17 protein-coding genes are annotated in these 22,499 nt (G+C 43.1%); 7 read left to right on the forward strand and 10 right to left on the reverse strand.

Features of this window, described 5'->3' with window-relative positions; genetic code table 11:
- Positions 1–5: 5 nt before the first annotated feature.
- The 3 genes from B9N89_RS26900 to B9N89_RS26910 form a co-directional block, all read right to left on the reverse strand.
- Positions 6–1,082: a hypothetical protein gene (locus B9N89_RS26900; RefSeq protein WP_132324641.1), complete on the reverse strand. Its 1,077-nt coding sequence runs from the start codon at positions 1,080–1,082 to the stop codon at positions 6–8.
- A gap of 196 nt (positions 1,083–1,278) precedes the next feature.
- On the reverse strand, positions 1,279–4,038 hold the full coding sequence (locus B9N89_RS26905) for a hypothetical protein (RefSeq protein ID WP_132324642.1): 2,760 nt from the start codon (positions 4,036–4,038) through the stop codon (positions 1,279–1,281).
- A gap of 591 nt (positions 4,039–4,629) precedes the next feature.
- The gene (locus B9N89_RS26910; protein WP_132324644.1) at positions 4,630–5,055 is read right to left on the reverse strand and encodes a c-type cytochrome; all 426 of its coding nucleotides are present in this window, start codon (positions 5,053–5,055) and stop codon (positions 4,630–4,632) included.
- 444 nt (positions 5,056–5,499) lie between these two features.
- Here B9N89_RS26910 and B9N89_RS26915 point away from each other — a divergent pair, with 444 nt between their 5' ends.
- Positions 5,500–6,174, forward strand: coding sequence for a hypothetical protein (locus B9N89_RS26915; RefSeq protein ID WP_132324646.1), 675 nt, complete (start codon positions 5,500–5,502; stop codon positions 6,172–6,174).
- Between the two features lie 120 nt (positions 6,175–6,294).
- Complete coding sequence (locus B9N89_RS26920; RefSeq protein WP_234996174.1) at positions 6,295–6,954, forward strand: ZrgA family zinc uptake protein; 660 nt, start codon at positions 6,295–6,297, stop codon at positions 6,952–6,954.
- A 15-nt stretch (positions 6,955–6,969) separates the two neighbouring features.
- Here the strand turns inward: B9N89_RS26920 and B9N89_RS26925 are convergent, their stop codons facing one another.
- The 3 genes from B9N89_RS26925 to B9N89_RS26935 form a co-directional block, all read right to left on the reverse strand.
- Complete coding sequence (locus B9N89_RS26925; protein WP_132324650.1) at positions 6,970–9,432, reverse strand: hypothetical protein; 2,463 nt, start codon at positions 9,430–9,432, stop codon at positions 6,970–6,972.
- A 116-nt stretch (positions 9,433–9,548) separates the two neighbouring features.
- Positions 9,549–10,319 (reverse strand): hypothetical protein, encoded by a 771-nt coding sequence (locus tag B9N89_RS26930; RefSeq protein ID WP_132324652.1) that lies wholly within the window; start codon positions 10,317–10,319, stop codon positions 9,549–9,551.
- A 134-nt stretch (positions 10,320–10,453) separates the two neighbouring features.
- Positions 10,454–10,903: a CBS domain-containing protein gene (locus B9N89_RS26935; RefSeq protein WP_159455665.1), complete on the reverse strand. Its 450-nt coding sequence runs from the start codon at positions 10,901–10,903 to the stop codon at positions 10,454–10,456.
- A gap of 344 nt (positions 10,904–11,247) precedes the next feature.
- On the opposite strand from B9N89_RS26935, the gene B9N89_RS26940 reads away from it, so the two are divergent.
- The 3 genes from B9N89_RS26940 (at position 11,248) to B9N89_RS26950 (ending at position 14,736) form a co-directional block, all read left to right on the forward strand.
- The gene (locus B9N89_RS26940; RefSeq protein WP_132324656.1) at positions 11,248–12,099 is read left to right on the forward strand and encodes a 7TMR-DISM family protein; all 852 of its coding nucleotides are present in this window, start codon (positions 11,248–11,250) and stop codon (positions 12,097–12,099) included.
- Positions 11,993–13,174 carry an ATP-binding protein gene (locus tag B9N89_RS26945; protein ID WP_132324658.1) on the forward strand — a complete coding sequence of 394 codons (1,182 nt, stop codon included), beginning with the start codon at positions 11,993–11,995 and terminating at the stop codon, positions 13,172–13,174. Before B9N89_RS26940 ends, B9N89_RS26945 begins: the two co-directional genes overlap by 107 nt.
- A 236-nt stretch (positions 13,175–13,410) precedes the next feature.
- On the forward strand, positions 13,411–14,736 hold the full coding sequence (locus tag B9N89_RS26950) for a response regulator (RefSeq protein WP_132324660.1): 1,326 nt from the start codon (positions 13,411–13,413) through the stop codon (positions 14,734–14,736).
- Here B9N89_RS26950 and B9N89_RS26955 read toward each other — a convergent pair.
- Positions 14,730–15,329: a TetR/AcrR family transcriptional regulator gene (locus tag B9N89_RS26955; protein WP_132324662.1), complete on the reverse strand. Its 600-nt coding sequence runs from the start codon at positions 15,327–15,329 to the stop codon at positions 14,730–14,732. The two genes, B9N89_RS26950 and B9N89_RS26955, sit on opposite strands and share 7 nt — an antisense overlap.
- Before the next feature lie 126 nt (positions 15,330–15,455).
- On the opposite strand from B9N89_RS26955, the gene B9N89_RS26960 reads away from it, so the two are divergent.
- Positions 15,456–17,069: a phytoene desaturase family protein gene (locus B9N89_RS26960; RefSeq protein ID WP_132324664.1), complete on the forward strand. Its 1,614-nt coding sequence runs from the start codon at positions 15,456–15,458 to the stop codon at positions 17,067–17,069.
- 237 nt (positions 17,070–17,306) lie between these two features.
- Positions 17,307–20,135, forward strand: coding sequence for a 7TM diverse intracellular signaling domain-containing protein (locus B9N89_RS26965; protein WP_132324666.1), 2,829 nt, complete (start codon positions 17,307–17,309; stop codon positions 20,133–20,135).
- 9 nt (positions 20,136–20,144) lie between these two features.
- Here B9N89_RS26965 and B9N89_RS26970 read toward each other — a convergent pair whose 3' ends face one another.
- From B9N89_RS26970 to B9N89_RS26980, 3 genes are all read right to left on the reverse strand, one after another.
- On the reverse strand, positions 20,145–20,666 hold the full coding sequence (locus B9N89_RS26970) for a hypothetical protein (protein WP_132324668.1): 522 nt from the start codon (positions 20,664–20,666) through the stop codon (positions 20,145–20,147).
- 128 nt (positions 20,667–20,794) lie between these two features.
- Entirely contained in the window at positions 20,795–21,490 is a 696-nt protein-coding gene (locus B9N89_RS26975; protein ID WP_143478287.1) for a type 2 periplasmic-binding domain-containing protein, read from the reverse strand.
- A gap of 41 nt (positions 21,491–21,531) precedes the next feature.
- Positions 21,532–22,287: a hypothetical protein gene (locus B9N89_RS26980; protein ID WP_132324672.1), complete on the reverse strand. Its 756-nt coding sequence runs from the start codon at positions 22,285–22,287 to the stop codon at positions 21,532–21,534.
- Between the last annotated feature and the right edge of the window lie 212 nt (positions 22,288–22,499).

A 22,499-nucleotide genomic window follows, 5' to 3' on the forward strand; every position in this document is an offset into this window, starting at 1 on the left:
TTCTGCTAATCATCACCATCGCCAACCAGCTCGTCGTCGTCCAATTGACCATCTGTATCTTGATCCTCTCCAAACTTTGTGGAGCGGCGGATATTCTGCAAGATCGCATCATACAATGGCCGGTTTTCTTTCTCATTGATGTGGATTTCGCCTCGGGTATTGACCGTAGCCGTATTCAAATTGACATCCACAAACCAAGCACCCAAAGCAAACTTGATGATCATGTCGTTGGTATCGTCTGCATCCACCTGGAGACCACCAGTACCCTTGAGTTTTATCGGTGTTAGTTGCCTAACTTCCACTTCAACCCTCCTTGTAGTGCTATCAATTTCGATGACGCCTTCGACTAAGGCTGCCCGATTTAGAAGTTTAGGGTCACTTGATTCCCGTAAGGGTCTTAATTCGAACTCGACTCGTTGGTAGGAGCCATCGAGTGCGCTGAATGAATCAATACTTGGTGTAACAGTGTTGGCAAGAAGATCATAAACATAGTCATTATCTTTAAGTTTCAGGGAGCTATCTTCGGTATCTTCCAATGCATCTTTCTCATCTTGCAACTCTTTTTCAATACTAGCGACTTCCTCTTCATGAGTTGCCCGCTCCTCATCTTCTTGCTCACGAAGTGCTTCTTTTTCTTCCTCAGTCGCTGCAGCAGCAATAAGCTCATCATACTCAGCTTCAATGCTTTCTATGGAGCCTTCCTTTTCTTCTCGTGTAGTCGCTTTACCAGGATCTTCTTGCTCTTCAATTTGAGAGAGGCGTTCGTCTAGGCCTTGCTCAAACTCAGACTCCTCAGCACTAGGAACCATTCTCAAGCGACTCACAGTCAAGCGGCCGTAATTTATAGTCAAGCCATTCGGCAAAATCAAGGGTGTCGACGCTCCCTGCAGGGTTGCCGAGCTATCAGCTGATAAGGTCAGCGTCATTGAGCTCGATGTTCCCGTGGAGTCGTCTGGTATACTACCATCAGCTTCCACTCCATCAGTTTCATCAGCTGGGTTTCCCACAAAGACACCACATTGAACCATAAGAATACAAGTACATAGAAAGCTCAGGCCTCTACCGGAGATCAGATTCTTCATGATGGATTCCTTGTTTGAGATATCTTTGGTTAATATAGCACAATTTTTAGGTATATTCCTGGGCAGGACTTGACAGATCATATATCAAGACGCCGTTATAAATACTAATCGGGAGAATTTATTTGTCCTTTAGTACTTCTAATTTATCTATATGTTTTAGGCTTTTATATGGCTATTTATGAAGATTTGGACCGTTTTACTGTCCTTTCTTTTGTATATCCCCAATGTTTGGGAGCGAGTAAGTTCTTTGAATCGTTGACAATGCTGCTTCAAGGTCCAGAGGAAAAACCAGCACTTCTGACTTTGATCCTAGATCTCTGGGTAAGACTTTGGATCGTTTTCCTATCTCGTGAGCAAATACCATGTATTTTCCATCCACAACCTGGCAGACCTCAGTACAGTCCACGAACAGTTCGTTCGGGATGTAGCCAATTTTAACGTATTGATTGCCCATGCTCGAATAAAGAGTTAAATCACTTCTAGTTAAGAATCCTAGGAAATCGTCATGAACGAATATTTTAATTAGGCCCAGCTTTCCAATAGCAGAGTTATCTGAAACTCCCTCATTCAAAAGAAAGCCATTTAAGTTTACCGCGCTCATCTTACGGTTTCGACTCCAAACACCCAATACATAATCCGTCTCCAGCTCCTGGCTTGCAACAAGCTCTTCCTCTTGCAAATCGTATAGCTTTACAAAATTCATATCTGCGATATACGCTATTGTTTTATCGCTCTTGTTAACATAAAAGGGTTGAAACGCACGTGACGTTGTTCGGAATCTTGGCATTTTTACTACGCCTTCTTTTTTGTAGTACTTAAGGACAAGTTCTTCTTTTTCATTAATAAAAGCGATTCCATCTGTAAAATCTCTGAAGAGGTAGCCACCTTTCGAAAGTGCGTGGTTTTCGATTATTTTCTTAGATTTTAAGTTCAATACCCACAACTTCCCATCAAATTCATAGCTAACATGTTTTTCATTACATTCCATTAGAGGGAGTTTTGATTTTTTCCTTCCCTTGAGTGAGGATGCCCAAATCAGTTCAGACTCTTTAGATGTAAGGTTGACTCTACTTATTGACCCGTCCTGATGCTGTGTCACAACTTGTCCATTTTCAAGCATACAACCATCTACTATTAGGTCCTTTTTTTGACCAAATGAAAATTCCTCAACGACATCCCCAGATAGAGAAATAGAAAACAGACTATTTTTTTCCGAAGCGAGCAAAACGAATTTGATTCCTCTCCCCAGAAGTGATTCAGTTCGGCCTAGGGCTTTTGAAAATTTAAATTCAGTCGGTTGCGATTGAATAGTCAGGAAGTCTGTTTCCTTTATCTCCACTATTGAGTCTTTAGATTGGCTGAAAAAAACTGGATTGGCACGTAACGGTCCAAACATCGCCTTTGCTAATCTCCCTCCTCCGCTCTCTATGAAAGTAGTGGGTTCTTCTCCATACCACACGATACTTCCTCCTAAGTAGTGGCCAGAGACAAACTTACGTCGACCCGGGTCAAAATCCCAAAATGCCATTTTATAGCCATTTTGTGGCTTGTAGGAGACAATTCCTGTGTCATTATAGAAGTAAGAAATTCCATTCTCTTCTAATACGCCAATCATGCCATTGTAAAAAGTAGACTTCTGCGGGAACTGAGGATTCTTTAGTCCTATTTTTCTAAGGACTTTCTTTGAATTTCGATCGAATACATAGGTAACACTATCGCTGAACTCATCCTTTCCTTTTAAGACAGCGATACTTGATGATGAGTTCAAGGCGCCGACACCAACAGCTGGAAATGGTAGGTTTTCCACAACTTGATTTTTAAGGTCGAATATTGCTACCAATCGCTCCTTGCTAGGGCTATAGTAACTTATGTAAACTTCATCTGAGACTCCATCAAACAACACTGGAGTTGGGCTTTTATAATCTCCAGGAATCGCCATACTAGCTTCAACTTTTGAAACGAAGCTTGAAATATATATTCTATCAGAATCATTATTGATACACGCTATCTCGTATACATTGGCATCGTAGAGTTTCTGCTTACAATTCGCGTTAAGCAGTATGCATTCATTTTGCTTCTGATCTAGCTGATATCTACAAACTCCGTCGGATGCGCTATTTGCCAAAATCCCTTCTTCATCCACGAACGAATAAAATGAATTGGTATCGTCTCCAATTATGACAACTTCATCTGGCTTTTTTGTATCAATTGACTTCAACTTCCCATTTTCGTGGAAAACTAATTTCCCCTTTATAATCCCGTCTAAATTTAGTTGAGATGATCTGTATTCACCAAGAATATGTAGGTTTTGTCCAACCTTAAATATGGTATTGCTAAGCTTTTCATAGATTGTAGCTATTTCATTGCCTTCTAAACCACCTAGACGTTGTGTAAGTTCTTCTAAGATTCTTATGGTTGCCGCGGTATCGTGAGCTTCAGATGCTGACAAAGCTCGCGCTGAAAGAACTTCGATCTCATCCAAAGTTCTTTGATCGAATATCTCGATTGACAGGCGAACCAAACCTGTTTCGTTACCATGTTTGTCAACTCCCTTGATGAAAAAGTTGTGCTGGCCTCTCTTAGGTGCTTGCAGTGCCCCTGAAAAGCCTCGAAAATTGCACTCATCTAGACCGAAGTTTTCATCTGCTGAGCAATAAAAGTACTCAAGGTCCTTACCCTCAGATGATGAGAATACAATTTCTTCCTGAGGGTTCAATCTAACGATTTCATCTAAAAGACTCACATTAGCAAGCAATGTAGGTGCATTACGTTGAACTTTGTACTTAAAATGACCGGCCCTAACCGAATCCTCAGATAGGAGGTCTATGAAGGAGTACTCGATATCGTAGATTCCGTCAGCTAGCTGTGCTGAAAGGCTAAGTGTTTTCTGCTCAAAATCATCGAACCAAACAGCATGATTGGGAGAATTTTCCCCTTTTATGGTAAGGCTCAGCACTTTGTCAGCAAACCCTTGGCCCGCTAAAGTAAGCCCTAAGTTATCCCTAATGTTGCCTAATACTAGTTCCCCTGATCGAGGCAACTTAAGCTCGGAAAAATTTTCCCTCTCATACTTTATTAGTTCAATCGAAGGGTTTGCCGACTTTGCAGTTGAAACACTGATACGCCCAAAGTATACAAGTGGGCCTTCTCGAAAAACCGCTGCAATTTCTCCCTCGGTATAAGTTTCCAGGTCGACTTTGATACAACCTTTCGAGCTAAATTCCAGTAGATTGATCTCTGATTTCGAGACAATAAAGGCCTTAGACCTATCTAGGTCAAGCTTCATCAAAGGATAGACAAGCCGAGTTTTCTCGCTTGAGGCCTCTCCACAGTCATAAATCTCTTGGTGGTAAATATTTGAGACTTTTTCACAAGCAAAAAGCAGCACTGGTAAAAGAACTAAGTATTTCATCGCACTCTCTTGTCGATATTTCCTTAGTTTTCGTCAAAGAGAGAGATATCTTGAAAGGGTTGAGTCTGGGATTAGTGTTTCAGGCACCATAGCAGTAGATCGTAACCCAACATGCTATGGTGGATAAGTATTACATCAACCAGTGAACGCTGCTGCTAGCTGCTGTGCTTGTTCGTCGGAGATTGGAAAGTTTGTATGTGATCCTTCTCCATCGTAATTAGACTTTAACTGTACGGGATCTGGATCTACATTTCCATTCAAGTCGGGTCCGGCTCCCCCACCGCCTTCTACATGACAGACAGCACAATTGTTCTCATTGAAAAAAGCAAGCCCAGCCTCCGCTAGAGCGGGGTCTACATCGCCACCACCATCGGGCGCGCTTCCTTCATCGGCTCCAGCATCATCATCGGTCGCGCCACCACCATCGGTTGCACCACCGGTAGTCGCATCACCAGCTGCTAGATTCTTTTTATACTGAGTTGCGACTGGTTCACTGCTGTCACAAGCACTACCTAAGATTGAAACAGCGAACAAACTCCAAATGATCCCCGTGAGTTTCATCTCTTTATCCCCAAAATATTAATATGCCTAGGCCTAAGCGATTTGCCCATAACTGTCTATCGGCTCGACGCCTAAGATTATTAATCTTTTATTTATCGATTTTGTTTATCTTTTAAATTCTAGGGCTCTATCTTCACAACAAGCTAATCATTAGACTTAAGCTACTAATTTATGAGTCTAAATATTTTCACTAAACATTGCCATAAATCTGCCGATAAGGCAGTGGGATTACAAAACCGTATCCTTGCCCAAGGACCTAATTTTTTTGGCTAAGTTGAAGGCAACGTCAAACGCTTGGACACGCAAACAACCTCTAGACAGCAAAAATTTTGGTGCTTTACTGGTAAGAAACTTGCGGAATGCTCTTTGCACAACAGAAAGAGCACGGAGACTTAAACTCCTACTTGTGATGGTAGGGACGATAAACCTAAAGGGGTACTTAACATGAGACTTAGCACTGTTTCTCTAGTTGCCATTCTAATGGCCATGTTTGGTTGTGAAACACAATCATTCGAGTATGAGATGAAGCCAGGAACTGCAACTTCAGGAGATGCGACACCTGCTCAAGATTCTAGTGACAACACACAAAGCGCTGACAACACAGCCGATGAAACTCCAGTAGCTGATGAAGCTGAAGAGGAAGAAGCGGTTGAAGAAACTCCAGTGGTTGAGGCACCGACTCCTTTAACTAATGCAGACTTACTTGCGATGGATACTGTTGTTGTTACGGCTTTTGTAGCTGCTGACGACAGTGTTGTTTTTAAAAGTGACGTTGGAGCGACTAAAGTCACAGCTGCTGGCGACATCAGTAACGCTGCAGTTATCAACGCTATCGGAGATATGGATCAAAATAATCTCCTCCAGATCAAGGCTGGCCAAAAGCTAGTTTTCTGTAATCATGCTTCTTCTGACGCCAATGCACGCTTAAGAATCCATGCTCAAGGTGGTGTTTTCGATCACTGGGGTGGAGCACAGCAATTGGATGCTGGGCAGTGTAGTTTCAACCTTGGTTATCCGGAAGTCATTGGGGCTGCAGCTGTGGGCCGCGCACCTGGCGACCTTTACAATCACAATGGAAATGAAAATGGCTCAACTGTATTCGTTGAGTACATTCAGTAGGCACTGATTAGCTGGGAAAAATATACCGATAAGGATTGGTTCTAGTGAGCCGATCCTTTTGCATATTTAGTCCTAGCTTCCTCCTGAGGTGTTTCAATGATGCGATCAACTCTATCTGTGATGATCATTCTATTGATAAGTTCGGCATCTTTTGCTCACAAAGGAAAGCATGAAACATTCAAGCTTCCCAAGTATGAGCTCGAAAAGAGTAAAGGTTTTGCTTCTCTAAAAATCAATGAAGTAGCAGGAAACTACCTTGTCTCCTTTATCAGTCCTCTCTACAACTTTACTCAAGTTGATAAACATGCTATGAGTCAAAGCGAGATTACGAAATCGATCATTGAAAAACTAAAGAATCCCGCCCATATTTTCTCAACGAAATCTTTCAAATGTGCCCTTGCCAATCAACCTACAGTTATCTACGGTAAAAAACTGAGGACTATCAGCCAAGAAATGTCAAGAAAAGAAGTTCCTATCAAAGAACAAGACAAGCATGCTGAATACTTCGCTAGCATTACAGCTCAGTACAAGCTAGTTTGTAAGAAACCAATAAAATTTGAGAAGATGAATTTCAGAGCGTTTACTCTCGCACCATTTCTCCAAGAGGTTAATATATTTTTCAACACACGCTCTGAAGGAATAAAGAAAATCACAATTAGACAAGAGAAATCAAGCTCTGAAAAAAAGAACCCATCAGTTTCTAGCGAAAAATCAAGCACTAAGGATCTGGCACCAAAAGAAGCTAAAAATAATAAAGTAAAAACTACAATCGAGAAGTAAGCACATAGTAGCCTATTATATTGAGCATAATTTCTTTTCAAGCTTGTGCTGAACAAGGTAGGACTTCAAAATGCCACACATTTCTTTGACTAGCTTAGTATGATTCAAGTCTAAGTGTACTAGCGATTCTGACTTCAATAAAATTGCGCCTTGATCGTGATAAAAGAGCTGTTTTAGACTTCTTTCGCCTTCCAGTGCAAAAATAACTTCTCCATCAGCAGTACGAAGGCTTGGCTGCCTCCCGTTTGTTGTTACGTAGCTCACTCCAGGATAGTACTTAACAAAATAGCAGCCCTCACACCGATCCAAGATTTCTGTCATACCTTCGCTATACCTAACAACAGTTTGATCTTCACTGTAGCCAACAACCCCTCGCGTTGAACTAACAAGTGAGAAAAGAATCTCAGACTGAGCAACCACTTCACTTGCACTTTTCGAAGGCAAATCGAGAATCAGAACATTTCCATCATGGAATCCTAGATTTATTCTTTCTTCAACCTCTTCAACCGAAATAGATTCAATAGTAGCATTAACTAGAGTAGGAGTATCGGTACTAGGAAGATAGTCTTGGACTTGTATTAGTTTCGTATTCCCTGGACGATGGACCACTAATACTGGAAGATCATCTAGAACTGCTGAAAGATAAACTGTTTGGCTAGATGAATCAAAATCATAAACAATATTGCCATTAGAGCTTGAGCTATTAAAGTAAAAAACTGGCAACCCTTCAACCAATGTTTCTACTTTGGAAAGGTTGTTATTCATACGGATAGCAGTTCCCCCTACAAGAAACACCAGATGAAAATCTTCGCCTAACGAAAGAAGTTTCTTAATATTGCTACCGAAGCTTATTTCTCCATCCTTTTGCAACCCTTCGCTAATTTTCCATCGGCTCAGCTTATTATTTGACACTGTTAGTAAGTGTTGACCACTTCCTTTCTGAGCTTGGATAATTGAAAAGCCTCTTTCTTTTGAAAAGCTGCCATTGAAGGACATTTCTCGTGACTTCGCGTTGTATACAAAAGGCCGGCCTTTACAGTCCTTGAAAATTATGTAGTCCATTGTACTGCTCGCAGAATCAGGAGAGACACAAGTCGTTCCAAGCTCTGTAGTGACACTTTTGAATGGCTGTAGATCTTCGAAAAACAGTTCCTGATTATTTTTACCATAGACTAAGGCAAAATCCTTTTTATAGGATACCGCGATACTCCAGTCGCTATTGGATAGATTACTTGAATATAATCTATTAAGATTCCGATCTATGATGCTAAATCGACTATTTTCGCTGTCAATGACCTTAAAGAATTGACCTCCCTGTAAGTTAACTATTTCTACAGTTCGACCAGCGGGAAAGCCATTACTGTAGCTACTAACATCAAATCGATCAAAACCAGGTGAAATAATGTACTTTTCAGAACTTGAATGAACAAATATGCCATCCACACGTTCATCATACGCCCATGTCAGGTATCCTTCTGGCAAATTTAGCTCAGAAACTTCATCAATGGAAGGATCGAAGCGAAATACCTTTTTCCCTAGCTGGCCGTAAAAAAAGTTCTTACCTTTTTTTAGATCGCTATGAAAAACTCTAGACGGAAATTTTTTAGATGTAGTTTTCTCCAGCAATCCACTTTTTAGTTCTTTAAAAACCAATAGCTCTGTATCAGTCGAGCGAACTCCATTTACAAAAACAATGTCTTTAGAGTATTGATCAAATGATATAAGAGTAAGTTCAGTAATATGCTTGTCATTCAGCATCCGAGTATAAATGCGCTGGCCGTTCTTATCAAAAGCGACAAGTTCATTTTTGGTTGCTAGGTATATACGCTCTCCATTCGGATGGATACTTAGGTTCTTGAACTTTTCAAATACGGGACCTGGATACTCAGCAAGTTTAATCTTCCTCCCCGAGCGAATCATATCTATGGTTTTGGAGACAACAATAACGGTTGATAGATCGTCTGATATCTTTATCATGGATTTACTAGGTACTATCCAAGATTGTACTTTTCTTAGATTCGAATCAAGTAGCGAGTACTCATTTTTAGATGTACCGATAAGAATATGGTTATTTACGACTTGCTCACTAGTCAATTGGTTTGAGACTTCTAAGGTCGCTTTCAGTTCTCCAGTATTAGAAAAGCTTCTAACCAAAGAACTTAACTCTGAATAGCGAACAAAAATAAAGCCACCGTTTTGAAGAGGGTATACTGACCTACCTTTACCTCCCGACCTATCAAGAACCTTGTTTCTGATAGTTAACTTATTTTTAGCATTTACAAGGGCATTTAAGGTAGCCTTCCAATACAATTCTTTATCTTCTTCTAAAAACAGTGAACGACGTACACTTTCCGCTTCCAGTGCACTAACAGCTGCCTCCACTTGATTACCCAAGCTACGGTGCAAAGCAGCCGATTCAAGCAGATTCTCTATCCGCCCGTACTTGTCATCCTCGAGAATCGTTACTGGAACATTCAACGGCTCAGAAACATTTCCAGCGCTATCTTCAGCATAAGCAATCAGATTCCATTCTCCAAAGGCAGGTGCTGTTAGAATATTGTCGCCATTCTGGTAGGTATTGCATCGGTCCTGCCCTAGCTCTGCGAAGCAGTACTGAACCGATTTGCTCCTTCTATGGTCAAGGCTAAGCTTTGACCAGGCCTTAGCTCCAGACTTTCACTATTGGTCGTAAGTGTAACTCTTGGCTTTACAGTGTCTTTCTCCACCTTGCAGACTTTTTGGTAAGTATATCTATCACTAAGTTTTGAGCGCAGTTCGATAACTATATCATTCACACCTTCTTGCAGCTGCTCCAATGGTAGGAGATAAGGGCCCGCCAATAGCTTTGGAGGGCTCAGCACTTCGTCTGTGCCCCTATATATTTTCATCTCGTAGTGGTTGAGAGCCTCATCAATTCTGTAGTTGAGCTGAACAGCTTTGGACGTGATGAAAAGATTTTGTAAACCACCGTTCACTGGGCACGAAAAATCGAAAGCCTTTTGTTGGATCGAAACCATACTGATACTTGAATAGGAATCAAACACCTCTTTTGCTGGGCCGATAAAGCCTTTCAACTCACCAGGTTTATCCCTTGCAATAATAAGCTCGTCCCCATGTCCGGGGTCGAATTCAAAACCTACGCAACCCTTATCAGAAACGCGGAGGGGCTGACTCTGGCCGTTGCCATCAATCCTTGCCGATATATTCTCTCCTGCTAACTTACGACCCTGCTCGTCGACGATGGGAATCCAAAATGCTGATTGGTTTTCTATCGCACCACATTCAAGCTTAGTTTCTGAAAACTGATTGTTTACCTTGGATTGGCAGGAAGCAAGAACCGCTAACAGACTGATAAATCGAAGCATTTTTGACCTTTTTGGAATTCAAAGGTGAAACTTAGATGCTAGATTATATTAACCACGTCATATTAGCAATGAAATTCTATTATATGCAATAAATACTGATACTAAGCCTATCCACACTGGCTCTTATTTCTATTCTAATCCGCCAGTTTATCAAACGCCCCCAGCACATCCCGCCGTGCAACTAACCCAACTAACTTGCCATCCTGCAAAACTGGCAAGCGGGTGAGATCACGCTGCATCATGGTCTTCACTGTCTGAGTCAGGGGTGTTTCTGGCCCTACAAATACCAAGTTCTTAGTCATTACCTCGCGAACCTGCAGCTTGCGAGCATCCTGAAGGACCGATTCCACGCTAACGCCTTCAAACCAGTGCCCCAGGAGTTCCGGCATCGAGCCGATAGCGTGAGGCACCTCTACACGCTTACCAATAAAGTCAGACTCCGTGATGATGCCAACTATTTTTCCTTTTTCCAAAACGGGCAGCCCACCAATGTTGTGTTTAAGCATCGTTTTCGCAGCTGTTTCTACTGTTTCTTGGCTATCAATCGTGATAACATCTTTGGTCATGACATCGCTTGTTTTCATCTCTATCCTCCCGCATTCTCGAATCATCTCAATCAATATTTTATAGCTTGAAGTCAAGGGCACTACAAGCAAATGCGGAATTGCAAATCATCAAGTTTAAAGTGCGCTAAATAACTCAAAGCCGTCTCTCAAAAGCTCCCTCGGCTGGGATGCGCATGTTCAAAGCAAAGGCGGCTTGATCTGTTCATCACACACCTATATCTATCTATTTTTATTAATATTTAAATCCCGCTTTAGAGATGAGCCATAAGACATAACTATTACAAATTTTCTACTTTAGTTCGCCTCCTGGAACCCGATGACCGCATTAAGGCTAGTTTTAAAAAACGGAAAATGGATAAGAATTGAAGTATCTCTTTCCCAGCTTCATTATCTACTGGGCCATTGCCGGCATAGCGGGGGCAAATCCACAGTTGCTCGATGTGGACCGAGGGGAAGACTTCTACCGCCTTGGTCACTACCTTGAAATTCTAGAGGATTCATCTGGAGCCCTTAGCTTTGAAGAAGTCAAGTCCGCTAAGACTTGGCGGCAAAGTCGCCAATCACAACATGCGTTCGGTCAAACGGAATCAACTTTTTGGTTAAGATTCAAAGTTTCAGGAAGCAAGCATCCCCGAAATATGATGTTGGTCACGCGAAAGGGCTTTATCAATGAAACCGATTACTTCGTTCAAAGAGGCGATGGTAGCTATCACACGATTGAAATTCGCAACTCTCGTATGTCCGAAATGAATGGGGTTGACTATCGCTTTCCCGTCATTAATATCCCGATTCAGAGCCAAGAACGAACCCACTATATCCGACTCAGAAGAACCATTGCACTTCATGCGACTTTAGATTTGTGGGAACCTAGAGCGTTTATGAACTTTGCGCTAGCTGAACTGTTTCTGATGGGAGGGTTTTATGGAACGGTCTTCGTAATGGTACTCTACAACTTTCTCATCTACTTAAACCTTCGTGAGCCCTACTATTTACAATATATCGGTTACGTGGCCGCATTAGGGATTTTTCAAGCCTGGTATGATGAAGTCTTGTTTCAGTACACTTCGATTCGGGAAAGCAACCCTCTTCCCAGCTTAATCATGGGTCATGCCTGCCTCTGGTTTAGCCTATTCGCGCGGAGTTTTTTGCGACTCCCAGAGCTGCTATGGACACGATACCTGTCAAGAATTCGAAGTCATCCAACAACTTGTTGAAGCAGGCCCGAAGCGGGCCTCTCAGTTCTTTGCCTCTGGGCAAACTCTTATTGATGAAAACCTCCGGCTTGTGCGTAGTGGGCACGTAGACCCCGATACTCTTAAAATCATCTTTGTAAACTTACACACTTTAAAAGGGGCCGCTCGAACACTAAAGTTCAAGAACCTTTCAGATCGCTTTCATGTACTAGAGACACGCTACTCTGAAATCCTAAAAAAGCAGCTTAACCCTGATCAGGTTGAATTGGAAGCTGATATGAAGGAAGCAGAAGACCTATTTCATCGCTATCTCAAGATCAATTGCGATACCCTGGGTCGGGGTGAAGATCTGTCGAAGGTTACGATCGATAGGCGATTTTTGGAAGATAGCTTTCGGCTGCTGCGCTTTATCGAAACCGGTGTCGTCCTGCCCGACTCCCTGCGAGATATTATTCGTGAAAACAGCGATCAACTGACAAATCACATTTTCATGTCCCTCGCTTCGATGCTCCAGGATTTGTCCGGTCAAGCCGAAAAAATCGCCAAAGATCTTGGCAAGTCACCACCCCAGATATCTATACAGACAGACGATATTTTTATTACCCACGATCAAGATGTTCTTCTTCGCAACTGCCTGATTCATATCCTAAGAAATAGCCTCGACCATGGGATCGAAAATCGAGTTCAACGCCTAGATGCTGGAAAGCCTGAAGAGGGTGCAATCTATATCGAAGCAACTGAAAAATCTGGTACCATAACAATCCAACTCCGTGATGACGGACGAGGTCTGAATATTACTGCTCTCCGTGATAGGGGGCTTCGGCGCGGAATGATTCAGAGCGGCTCTACTGCAGATGAAATTGCAGAGCTTATTTTCTCCCACGGCTTCTCAACAGCTCAGAAGGTTTCACAGATCTCGGGCCGCGGCGTCGGCATGAACGCTGTCCGACAATATTTAGAACAAAACCGTGGCCAGGTCTCGTTGAAGCTAGAGCCACCAGCAATCGAAGACCAGGAGTTCTACCAATTTTCAATCGTTCTCTCAATTCCAGCCCAGTTTATCGATCTGACAGCTCTGCAGGATTGTGTGTCCTAAACACGAGATGGCGGAATATCAGTTCATCTCGCTCATCTCTTTATCGATACCATTGGTAAGATTTTTGTTTCAAGACATCATCTATAGCTCCTAAAATTTCTTAATTAAAGCTTTTGCAATTCATCAGTATCGTAATAGTCTTCATAAGGCACTAAAATTCAACCTCTTTTGAATACTACTCAAGGATACCTGAAGAATCCGATGGAGAAGTATAGGCTAATGAAGGAGGACTAGCTATGACAGAGGTCCAAAACCAAATAACGGAGAATCCCCCCAAGTTTGAATTTTCAGATACTCCTAGCCGAATACTCATCATCGAAGATGACCCGACGATCCACTCTGTTATAGCTGATCCAATCAAAAACACCTTTCCCTATGTGAGCTTCTATTTTTGTACGTCAGGGGAGGAAGCTTGGCAGAAGGCGCAGCAAGAGACTTTCGATCTCATTATCACAGACTGGCGTCTCGCCGGGGAATTGAGCGGGCTTCGTCTGGTAAACCGATTCCGATCTCATTCTCATTACCGTCACATTCCCATGCTGATAATTTCCGGTTACCTTCAGGAAGCTGACTTCAATCTTATGCAAGAGTTCAATTTCACGAGCCCACTGCTTAAACCATTTCGCGCTCAGTTACTTGTTCGTTCTGTAAAAGATGTGTTTTCAGAGGCAAGATGGTTTTTTCAGCAGCAAAAAAATGTCGCCGAGCTTCTTCAGGATCTCAAAGACGAACAAGATATGGTTCGCCTAGATCAGAAGATTGAAGTTTTTCTCGACAGTTGCCCAAGGCCCGTCCCAATGCTTCTACTTTGTTCGCGCCTCCTCAGAGAGATGTTTAGCTTCGAACAGGCCTCTCGATTTGCTTTTCGGGCTCAGCAGTATCGCCCAGGTGCTCTCAATGTAGACTGCGAGCTAGGGAAGATTTTCTTAGGCCTAGGCGATGTGCAACAGGCCGAAAAACACCTGAAGCGATCTTTTGATCGTTCGCCCAACAACCTAGAACGTCTTTGCGATCTAGGCCGCCTCAACTTGGAAGAGTTAGACACCGATCAAGCCCAGCACTACTTCAACCGTGCCGCCGCAATCGATCCTGACTCAGAGGATGCCCAACACGGACTCACTTTGAGCCATCAGCTTGATCATTTTTTCAAACATAACAACCCAAGTAATATTCCCGAAACATTCGCTGGTCTCCTCAATGCCATCGGGGTCGGTTTGATCAGAAGCGGCGACCTCGAAGGTGGTATCAATCATTACCAAGCAGCCCTGGGCTACATCTCCGATCACCATGTAAAAGCCTTGGTCTGTTTCAATCTTGGTCTTGGCTACTTACGGTTTTCTCAATACGATGATGCCAAGGATTGGCTAGATCAATCACTGAAGCACTGGCCTGAATATGAGAAATGTCGTTGCTATCTAGATCGAGTTCGAAAGTGCCTGGCTGTCGACAACCAAAAAACTCTTTACTGCGATGACGGAGCAGCTGGGGACGACGATGACTTTCCAAATGAAACCCTGCAAGCTGAGTTTGAAGATGAATCACTTAGCCCACTAGATCATTGAGCTGAATGATCTGTTGGTAAACCTGCAAGACGACGACATGAACGGTTCACGAATTGTCTAACTTGTGGAATATGACTAAGTTGCCCATCTATTACTAGTTGCGCTAGACCATGAACACAAGCCCAAGCTACACTGGCCAGTTCAACTTCATCCACCGTTTCATCGTCTCGCGCCATAACCACTGCTTTATCCCTTAAAATTGAAAAGGCACGCTTAGCAAGAGCTTTGACTTTTGGGTAGTCATCTGAATGGTAGAAGCGCTGATCAAACATCAATCTATAGTGGGCCGGATGATCGAGAGCAAAGTGTACGTAGCATTGCCCTAGGGAAGCAAGGGCTTCTCTCGAACTTTCGTAGGAATGTTGCTGAACCTTTTCTAAGCTTTCAACAAAGGTCGTAAAGCCTTCTTCGGCAACCACCGCAAAAAGCTCATCAATACTTTGAAAGTGACGGTAGGGTGCCGCACGGGATACTTCGAGGCGCCTTGCGAGTTCGCGAAAGCCGATAAGGTGAGCTTCGTCACGGGCTAGCATATTCAGTGTTTCTTGAAGCATGGCCTGTCTCAACTGACCATGATGGTATTGCTCGGGCATTATCTTCTCTGAGTTTAAAATGAAAAATTCAAGTCTTATGTTGACGCCGACAACATCATCTTGTAGCTATTTCGTAGGCAAGTCAATCAAAGAAGAACTCTAGCGCCTACGGGAAAGGGGTCAGGGATGAATGTTGGAACAGCATGGCATCGAGCTTCAATCGATGACCAATACGATTGTATTGTGGTTGGTTCGGGAATGGGAGGGCTTGCGACTGCCGCCTGCCTATCCAAGGCGGGGCAGAAAGTTTTAGTTCTTGAAAAACACTACACGGCCGGAGGTTTCACCCATACATTCCAGCGGAAAGGTTATGAGTGGGATGTTGGTGTTCACTATATTGGCGAGGTCCATCGAAAGCATTCTGTCATGAGAAGAGTTTTCGACTACGTTTCTGATGGAGCCCTTCAGTGGTCTGAGATGCCGCCTGTTTACGACCGAATCTATCTAGGTCCTGATGCCTATGATTATGTTGCTGGCCCCCAGCAATTCAAAGAGCGTATGGTGAGCTACTTTCCCAAGGAGGAGCGAGCTATTGAGCAATATGTTGACATGATTCGGCAAGTAAGTCGGGTATCCTCTGGCTACTTTATGGAAAAGACACTTCCTATCTGGCTCAGTAAGATTCTATATAACAAACTCACTAGGGACTACCTGAAGCTTGCCAAGCGATCAACATATGATGTTCTTCGAAGCATGACACAGGACGAAACGCTCATCGCCGTCCTTACTGGTCAATGGGGTGACTATGGACTCCCACCCAAAGCATCTAGCTTTGCAATGCATGCAACGGTTGCCAAACACTTTTTAGCTGGCGGCAACTACCCTGTTGGCGGCTCATCGTCCATCGCAAGAACCATTGAGCCTGTCATCCAGAAAAGCGGAGGACAGGTGATCACCAATGCTGGGGTCGAAAAGGTCTTGATAAAAGATGGCCGAGCTTGTGGAGTCCTTCTTGAAAATGGCAGGGAAATTAGGGCTAAACGAGTTGTCAGCGCCATCGGTATTAGTAACTCGTATTCGAATCTGATCGAATCCAAAAGCCAAGAAGATAACCCTTACACATACAAGGAAGACTGTGTTAGCCCATCCTTCTCCCATGTTTGTTTATATATCGGCATCAAAGCGAATGGAGCTGAACTAGGCTTCGATAATGCTAACCTTTGGGTCTATCGAGACCGCGACCATGACGGCAATGTTCAAGCCTTTAAGAATGGGACAAGCAAAGAATTTCCGATTGTCTACATCTCGTTCCCTTCTAGCAAAGATCCAGACTGGGAAACGAACTACCCCGGAAGAAGTACGATTGAAATCGTCGCTCCTGCGCCTTATGAATGGTTCGAGCCTTGGAAGGAAAAGAACTGGCAGAAACGTGGCGCAGAATACAACGAACTTAAGTCATCTATTACAGAGCGGTTACTAGACGCCCTTTACGAAAAACTTCCTCAGTTAAAAGGTAAAGTTGACTATACTGAGCTTTCAACTCCTTTATCAACAGAACATTTTTGTAGCTATTCTCGGGGCGAGATCTATGGCCTCGATCATACCCCCGAGCGTTTTGAGCAGCGTTGGCTCCGAGCACGACCCTCGATCAAAAACCTGTACTTTACGGGGCAGGACCTCGTTACCTGTGGCGTGGGAGGTGCATTGAGCGCAGGAGTTCTTACCAGTATCGCGATGCTAGGACCACGGAAAGGTATGCCTCTTTTACAGCTTATGAGCCCTCAAAAATCCAAATCTTAAGATACTAGCGCCTAGTCGATTTAAATTCTCGGCTAGGCGACAAGAAGCGAGCAAGGAGACAGTACATGCTGGGTACGGTGGCGAGCGAGTGACAAAGTCAACAACGCCGAGGCTTCAAATCGACTAGGCACTAGTCAGAAGGCGATTCATATGGTGTACTAGGCAAATTTTGTAGGCCTGTTCTTGAGCATTTTTTCCGACAGTGAGAATGGGCGCCGTTCGACCTGAGAGAAAGCCATGAAACACCTGATCCCAATCGTCTGTCTGATTCTTTGGGGAAAGTCCACCTCAAGTTTTGCACAAACGCTGATCAAAATTGACGATAGTCTTCACCACTATGAAGCCCAGGCAGGTGATCTGGCCTACTTTGTATCCCCTCATCAAGTGAAGCCCATGGCAGTTGACACAGGGGAGTTCTTCGCCTTAGAAACTACAGAAAGAAAGTTCCAATTCCTACGAGATCGTTATGATCAACAGTATCTAAAAACCGGCCAGCCTACGCTCACCGATATTATTTCGGCCGAGAATGATGGCAAATTCACCCTGTCTGATGAGGCCATTCCAAATTTTGGAGTCATAGGCACCCCAGTGTGGTACCATGCTCGGCTCCAGTACACGGGCAATGCTGAAAAAAAACTCGTCGAGCTGTACTTTGAAGGTTTTCTTCATGACATCACAATCTATGTCTTAGATAGTTCCAGGACACTTTTAAAAACCATGCGTTCAGGAACAGTCTATCCCCTATCCACGCGCCCCAACCCTGACCCTAGCATCGAATTCGTCTTTCCACTTGAGATTCGCTCCGACCAAGGGGAAGTTTCTATCTTTATTCGCAATAACGGCTCACCAAATTCCCTGAACTTTCAGATTTTCAGAAACGGTGAATTCAGGGCACAGAAGAACGTTTACTATCTTCTATATGCAGTCTACTTTGGGTCTTTTATAGCTCTAATTCTCTATAACTTTTGCATATTTCTTATATCCAAAGAGTTAACGTATCTCTACTACGTTGGCTATATGATGTTCGCATTTCTATTTCTTCTTTTTAAAAATCACCTTTGGGTTGCCTTGTTTCCTGATGACAATATTGTGCTTTGGAAGCCGATATTCAATATTAGCATCTGTTTCTGTCTTGTGTTTGGCTTACTATTCTTTCGCAACTTTTTAAGGCTTTCGAGCTTTCCGCGAACCGATCGGTTTGTTAAATTTTGCTTGATCTTAGTTGCCACAGTGTTTCTCTACTTAGAAGGTTCCGGCTCTGATCCAGTATTTGTGCTAACTTTCCTATCCTTGTCCATCTATATCTGTCAGTTGATTATCGCCACTTATCTAGCCAGCCAAAAACGAAAAGAAGCTATTTTCTACCTGATCGCGTTTTCAGCGATTTTGATAGCCACTATACTATTTGCCTTATCAGCACTTGGGATTATCACCAAACATCCCGCATTGCTGCTTGCCGTAGAGATTGGCGCGTTCCTTGAGGGGTTCTTGCTCTCACTTTCCATGGGAGAAAAACTAAGAATCGTAAACATCAGCCTTGAGCGATATATAGGCACTGTGGAAGAGCTAGTCGAATCAAAAACAAGACACATAGACTCAGTGATGAGACACATCAATCATGGAATATTCACTGTCTTGCCTGATGGGACTATCGAAGATCACTATTCAAAGCACCTGGAATCAGTTCTAGGTCACTCGGATATAGGCGGGCGAGAACCGATTGAGCTTTTCTTAAAGGAGACCAACTTATCATCCGACGAACTAGCTAAAATAGATAGTGTATTACGGAGCTCCTTGAATGAGCTTTCCATGAACTTTGCCATCAACAGTAGCCACTTACCAACAGAGGTCGTCTACCGTAATAAAATACTAGAGCTGAATTGGCAAAGCATCGAAAATCAAGAGAGTATCACCGAAAAAATCCTCGTGGTAGTGAGAGATATCACTGGACTAAGGGAATTAGAGCACGAGACCCTCCTACACAAGGAAGAAATGGAACGTATCGAAGAAATACTATCGATACCGCAGCCCGTATTTTTCGAATTCATCGACTACTGCTTTGAACTCCAAAAGCAAACTCTCAGGCTTATCAAAAACAACCCCAAGGGGGGCCATGACGTATTGAAGGCTATCTTTATCAATTATCATTCATTGAAAGCATTTGCTCGATCTCATCAACTAAAGCTATTAACCGACCAAATTCACCAAGCCGAGCAAATTTGCAAAGATGTTACCAAGAGCATCAACTCATGGAATCAGGAGAACATGCTAACATCCTATCAGAAGGTGCAAGAAATTATTGAGCGGTATCGCTACTTAAGTGAAGAACGACTAGGGCTATCTCGTCGCAATAGCTTACAAGATAAAGGTCAAGCTCTGGAGAAAATACACCTACTAATCAAAACTCTTGAGGAGAAATCAAATTTCGGTGATCCGCAACTTAATCTTTTAGTTCGAGAGTTGCAGCACGAACTTCCAGAAGTATCTGGATCAAACAAAGCCATCACTAAGATTATCAATGAAGTGGCTGAACAGATTCCTTCAATATCTGCTGAGCTAGGTAAGGCCCCATCAGAGATTGTCATCGATAGTTCCGGCCATATTTTAATTGGGAATAAGGAAGCTCAAGTATTAAAAGGAGCCCTACTCCACCTATTGAGAAATTCACTCGATCACGGTATCGAACCTGATGAGACTCGTTTGCTGGCTGGCAAAAGCCGAATAGGAAAAATTCATATTCGGGTTTCAAAGGACCAAGGAATCACCATGATCAGATTTGAAGACGACGGTCAGGGTTTAGATCTTGCTAGTTTTCAAGCGAGAGTGGATGAGCTAGGCCTTATAACTGGCAGTCAACGCTCTGAACAAGATATCTTGAATCTACTCTTTCATCCTGGATTCACAACTAAAGAAACTGTTAGTTCCATCTCTGGTCAGGGTATGGGTCTCGCAGCCATTAAATCAGCTTTGCAAGATATTGGCGCTTCAATATCAGTAGAGCTGCAAAAGCAAGACAAAACCGCTAAGATTCATCTTGCTTTCGTGATACAGCTCAGAACTGATTAAGCGACAAGATTAGTCTGTATAAGTAGTAAATTCAACAGAGATATTTTTCACATACATGGGAATATCTGTCGTCGAGATCGAAACAAATACGTCTGAAACGACTTCATCACCTGGGTTATTGCCAAACACACTTTCAACATCATTTAGAATAAGTTCATTATTCTCAAATGCGGGTGTTGTAGTCCAAGAGAAGAATTCATTTTCATAAAGCGTCCCGCCCCAGCCAGGAGTCAGAATTTTGAGTGCAACGTCACTCTTGATCACAGGAACTTCAGAAATCGCTTTCATGTTCAAGCTTTTGAGTTTCATACTGACGAGGGCCTGATAGTCTCGACTCAATCGCCCTAGATATTGGATGCGATGGGAATCTGCTTTCACATAGAATCCACGACTTGCTGAAATGGTTTCACGGTTAAAGCCATCATCTTGCTGACTAGATGCAACATTTAGAAGCTTCTCTGATGGTACCGTGTTCGCAGCTGCAATATTAGTAAATAGAACCGCTCCTAGAGCTACAGACATCAATTTCATAGACTTCCTCCTTTAGCTTGCCTTATGGCAAAATTTGCAAGGGGGGGAACATAACAATTGAAGACCAAGAAAGACAATAAACGTTTCGCACTTTCGGAAATCTTTTGTTCACCTGTGGCGAACAGTTTCTATAGACTTGATTGCTCGATAATCTTGGCTAGGCTACCGTCCAACCTCATATTGGCAATAGCCTTCGTTATGGCTGCTGCCTTGTCCTTATGGCTATCGTGAAGTACGGGATGAAGGAGTATCTCTTTGATTGGCTTTGGATCAACAATTAGGCCCTCAAACTCGGGTCGCGAAGGCGGCTTCTTTATCCCATCGATGATATAGTAATCGATCCTTCCAGCGCGTAATACTCGTAAGCCATCGCTAGCGTCATTCACGAGGTAGGCTTTTTTCGAGCCCAGCACGTGTTCGAGCAAGATCATCCCGCGCAGGAAGCTAATATTGAAGCGTTTCAGCTCATTCAAGCTAACTACAGGATAGGAGTCCTTTCGCCTAACCACGTATAAGCCCAGCTCCAAGATAGGCTCAGAAATCACTATAACATTAGGCACACTATATATTCTTTTAATTTCCGAGACTCGACCAGCATCACCATCCAGCTCACCTCGATTGGCCATAAATAGAGATCGTTTTAAGGGCAAGTGCACTACTTTAAAGTTGATATTGGGGAGGCGATCCGAAAGTGCCTTGTAAATCTTCACCTCAAGACCAAAAAATGCTGCGCTTGAAGACGAGCCCATGACCAATTCGGTTGATCCAAAGCTCACTGTCGCTACCATTAGTAAAGTTAATAGCAACCCAAAGCAAAGCTTCATTCAAATCCTTTCACTGACTGAGTATATAGTGAAATTATGTATCAGAGGTTTCGCGATAAAAAATCATCCTTTAAGCCAAATGATTGGAATAACTTTTCAAACTCACCGCTAACGATAGCTTTATCAATAATAGCATTTAATTCTTCAAGATTTATTTTAGCTCCCGCAACCACGTTAAAAAACCTTTTGTATGATTGATCTTCTTTTTTGCCAATGAGGATCTGCTCATATGAGCTTGATTCGAAAACCTTCGTGTAATTTAAATAGGAGGTCGATATAATTCCGAGCGGAGCACGATTGAGTAAAATCATGTTCAAGACATTAGACTCACTAATAGCTTCAATCATTTTATACTTTTCGACGATGTCGGGGCCATGCTGGTAATTGGCGAAGCGATAATGAAAGCCACTAACTGTAACGATGGGGACCTCCCCCAGGCGCTTAAAAACCTCACGACCCTGAAAGTTTTTGTTTGTAATGAATACATCTTGGTTGCGGAGAAGTGCTTGGCTGGGGGCTAGCTTACCCTTAGGCCACCCCCACGCTGGATTATCGTAAGCTACCAAATCGATTTCTTCGTTCTTGGCCATCACCCGCATCCTTTTTACCGGTAAGGGGCTATGATCAAACAAAAACTTGCTTTGGAGGCGATTAAAGAGCTGGAGTGTTCTCTGAGTGAGCCCAACCTGGTTCTTCAGGATAAATGGCTTCTGATTGCCATCCCCCACCAACAGCTTGATCCGAGCATAAGACACTTCATTAGCGAACACTAGGAGCAGTACACAGATCAGTTTCATATCTAACCTTCATCATGGCCTGAGTTTGTCTCACCATTTTATCGATTTTTTGGAATAAATGCAGCAACTGGCTGGTAGGCCTATCACAATGACCTAATCAATGATGATTCGTGAACGCAAAAAACCCTCTGATCGCGAGACCAGAGGGTTTTTATATTTTTAGGCTGCGTCGAGCTACTCTCCCACTCTTATTAGAGCAGTACCATTGCCGC

Source organism: Pseudobacteriovorax antillogorgiicola (assembly GCF_900177345.1).
GTDB lineage: Bacteria > Bdellovibrionota_B > Oligoflexia > Oligoflexales > Oligoflexaceae > Pseudobacteriovorax > Pseudobacteriovorax antillogorgiicola.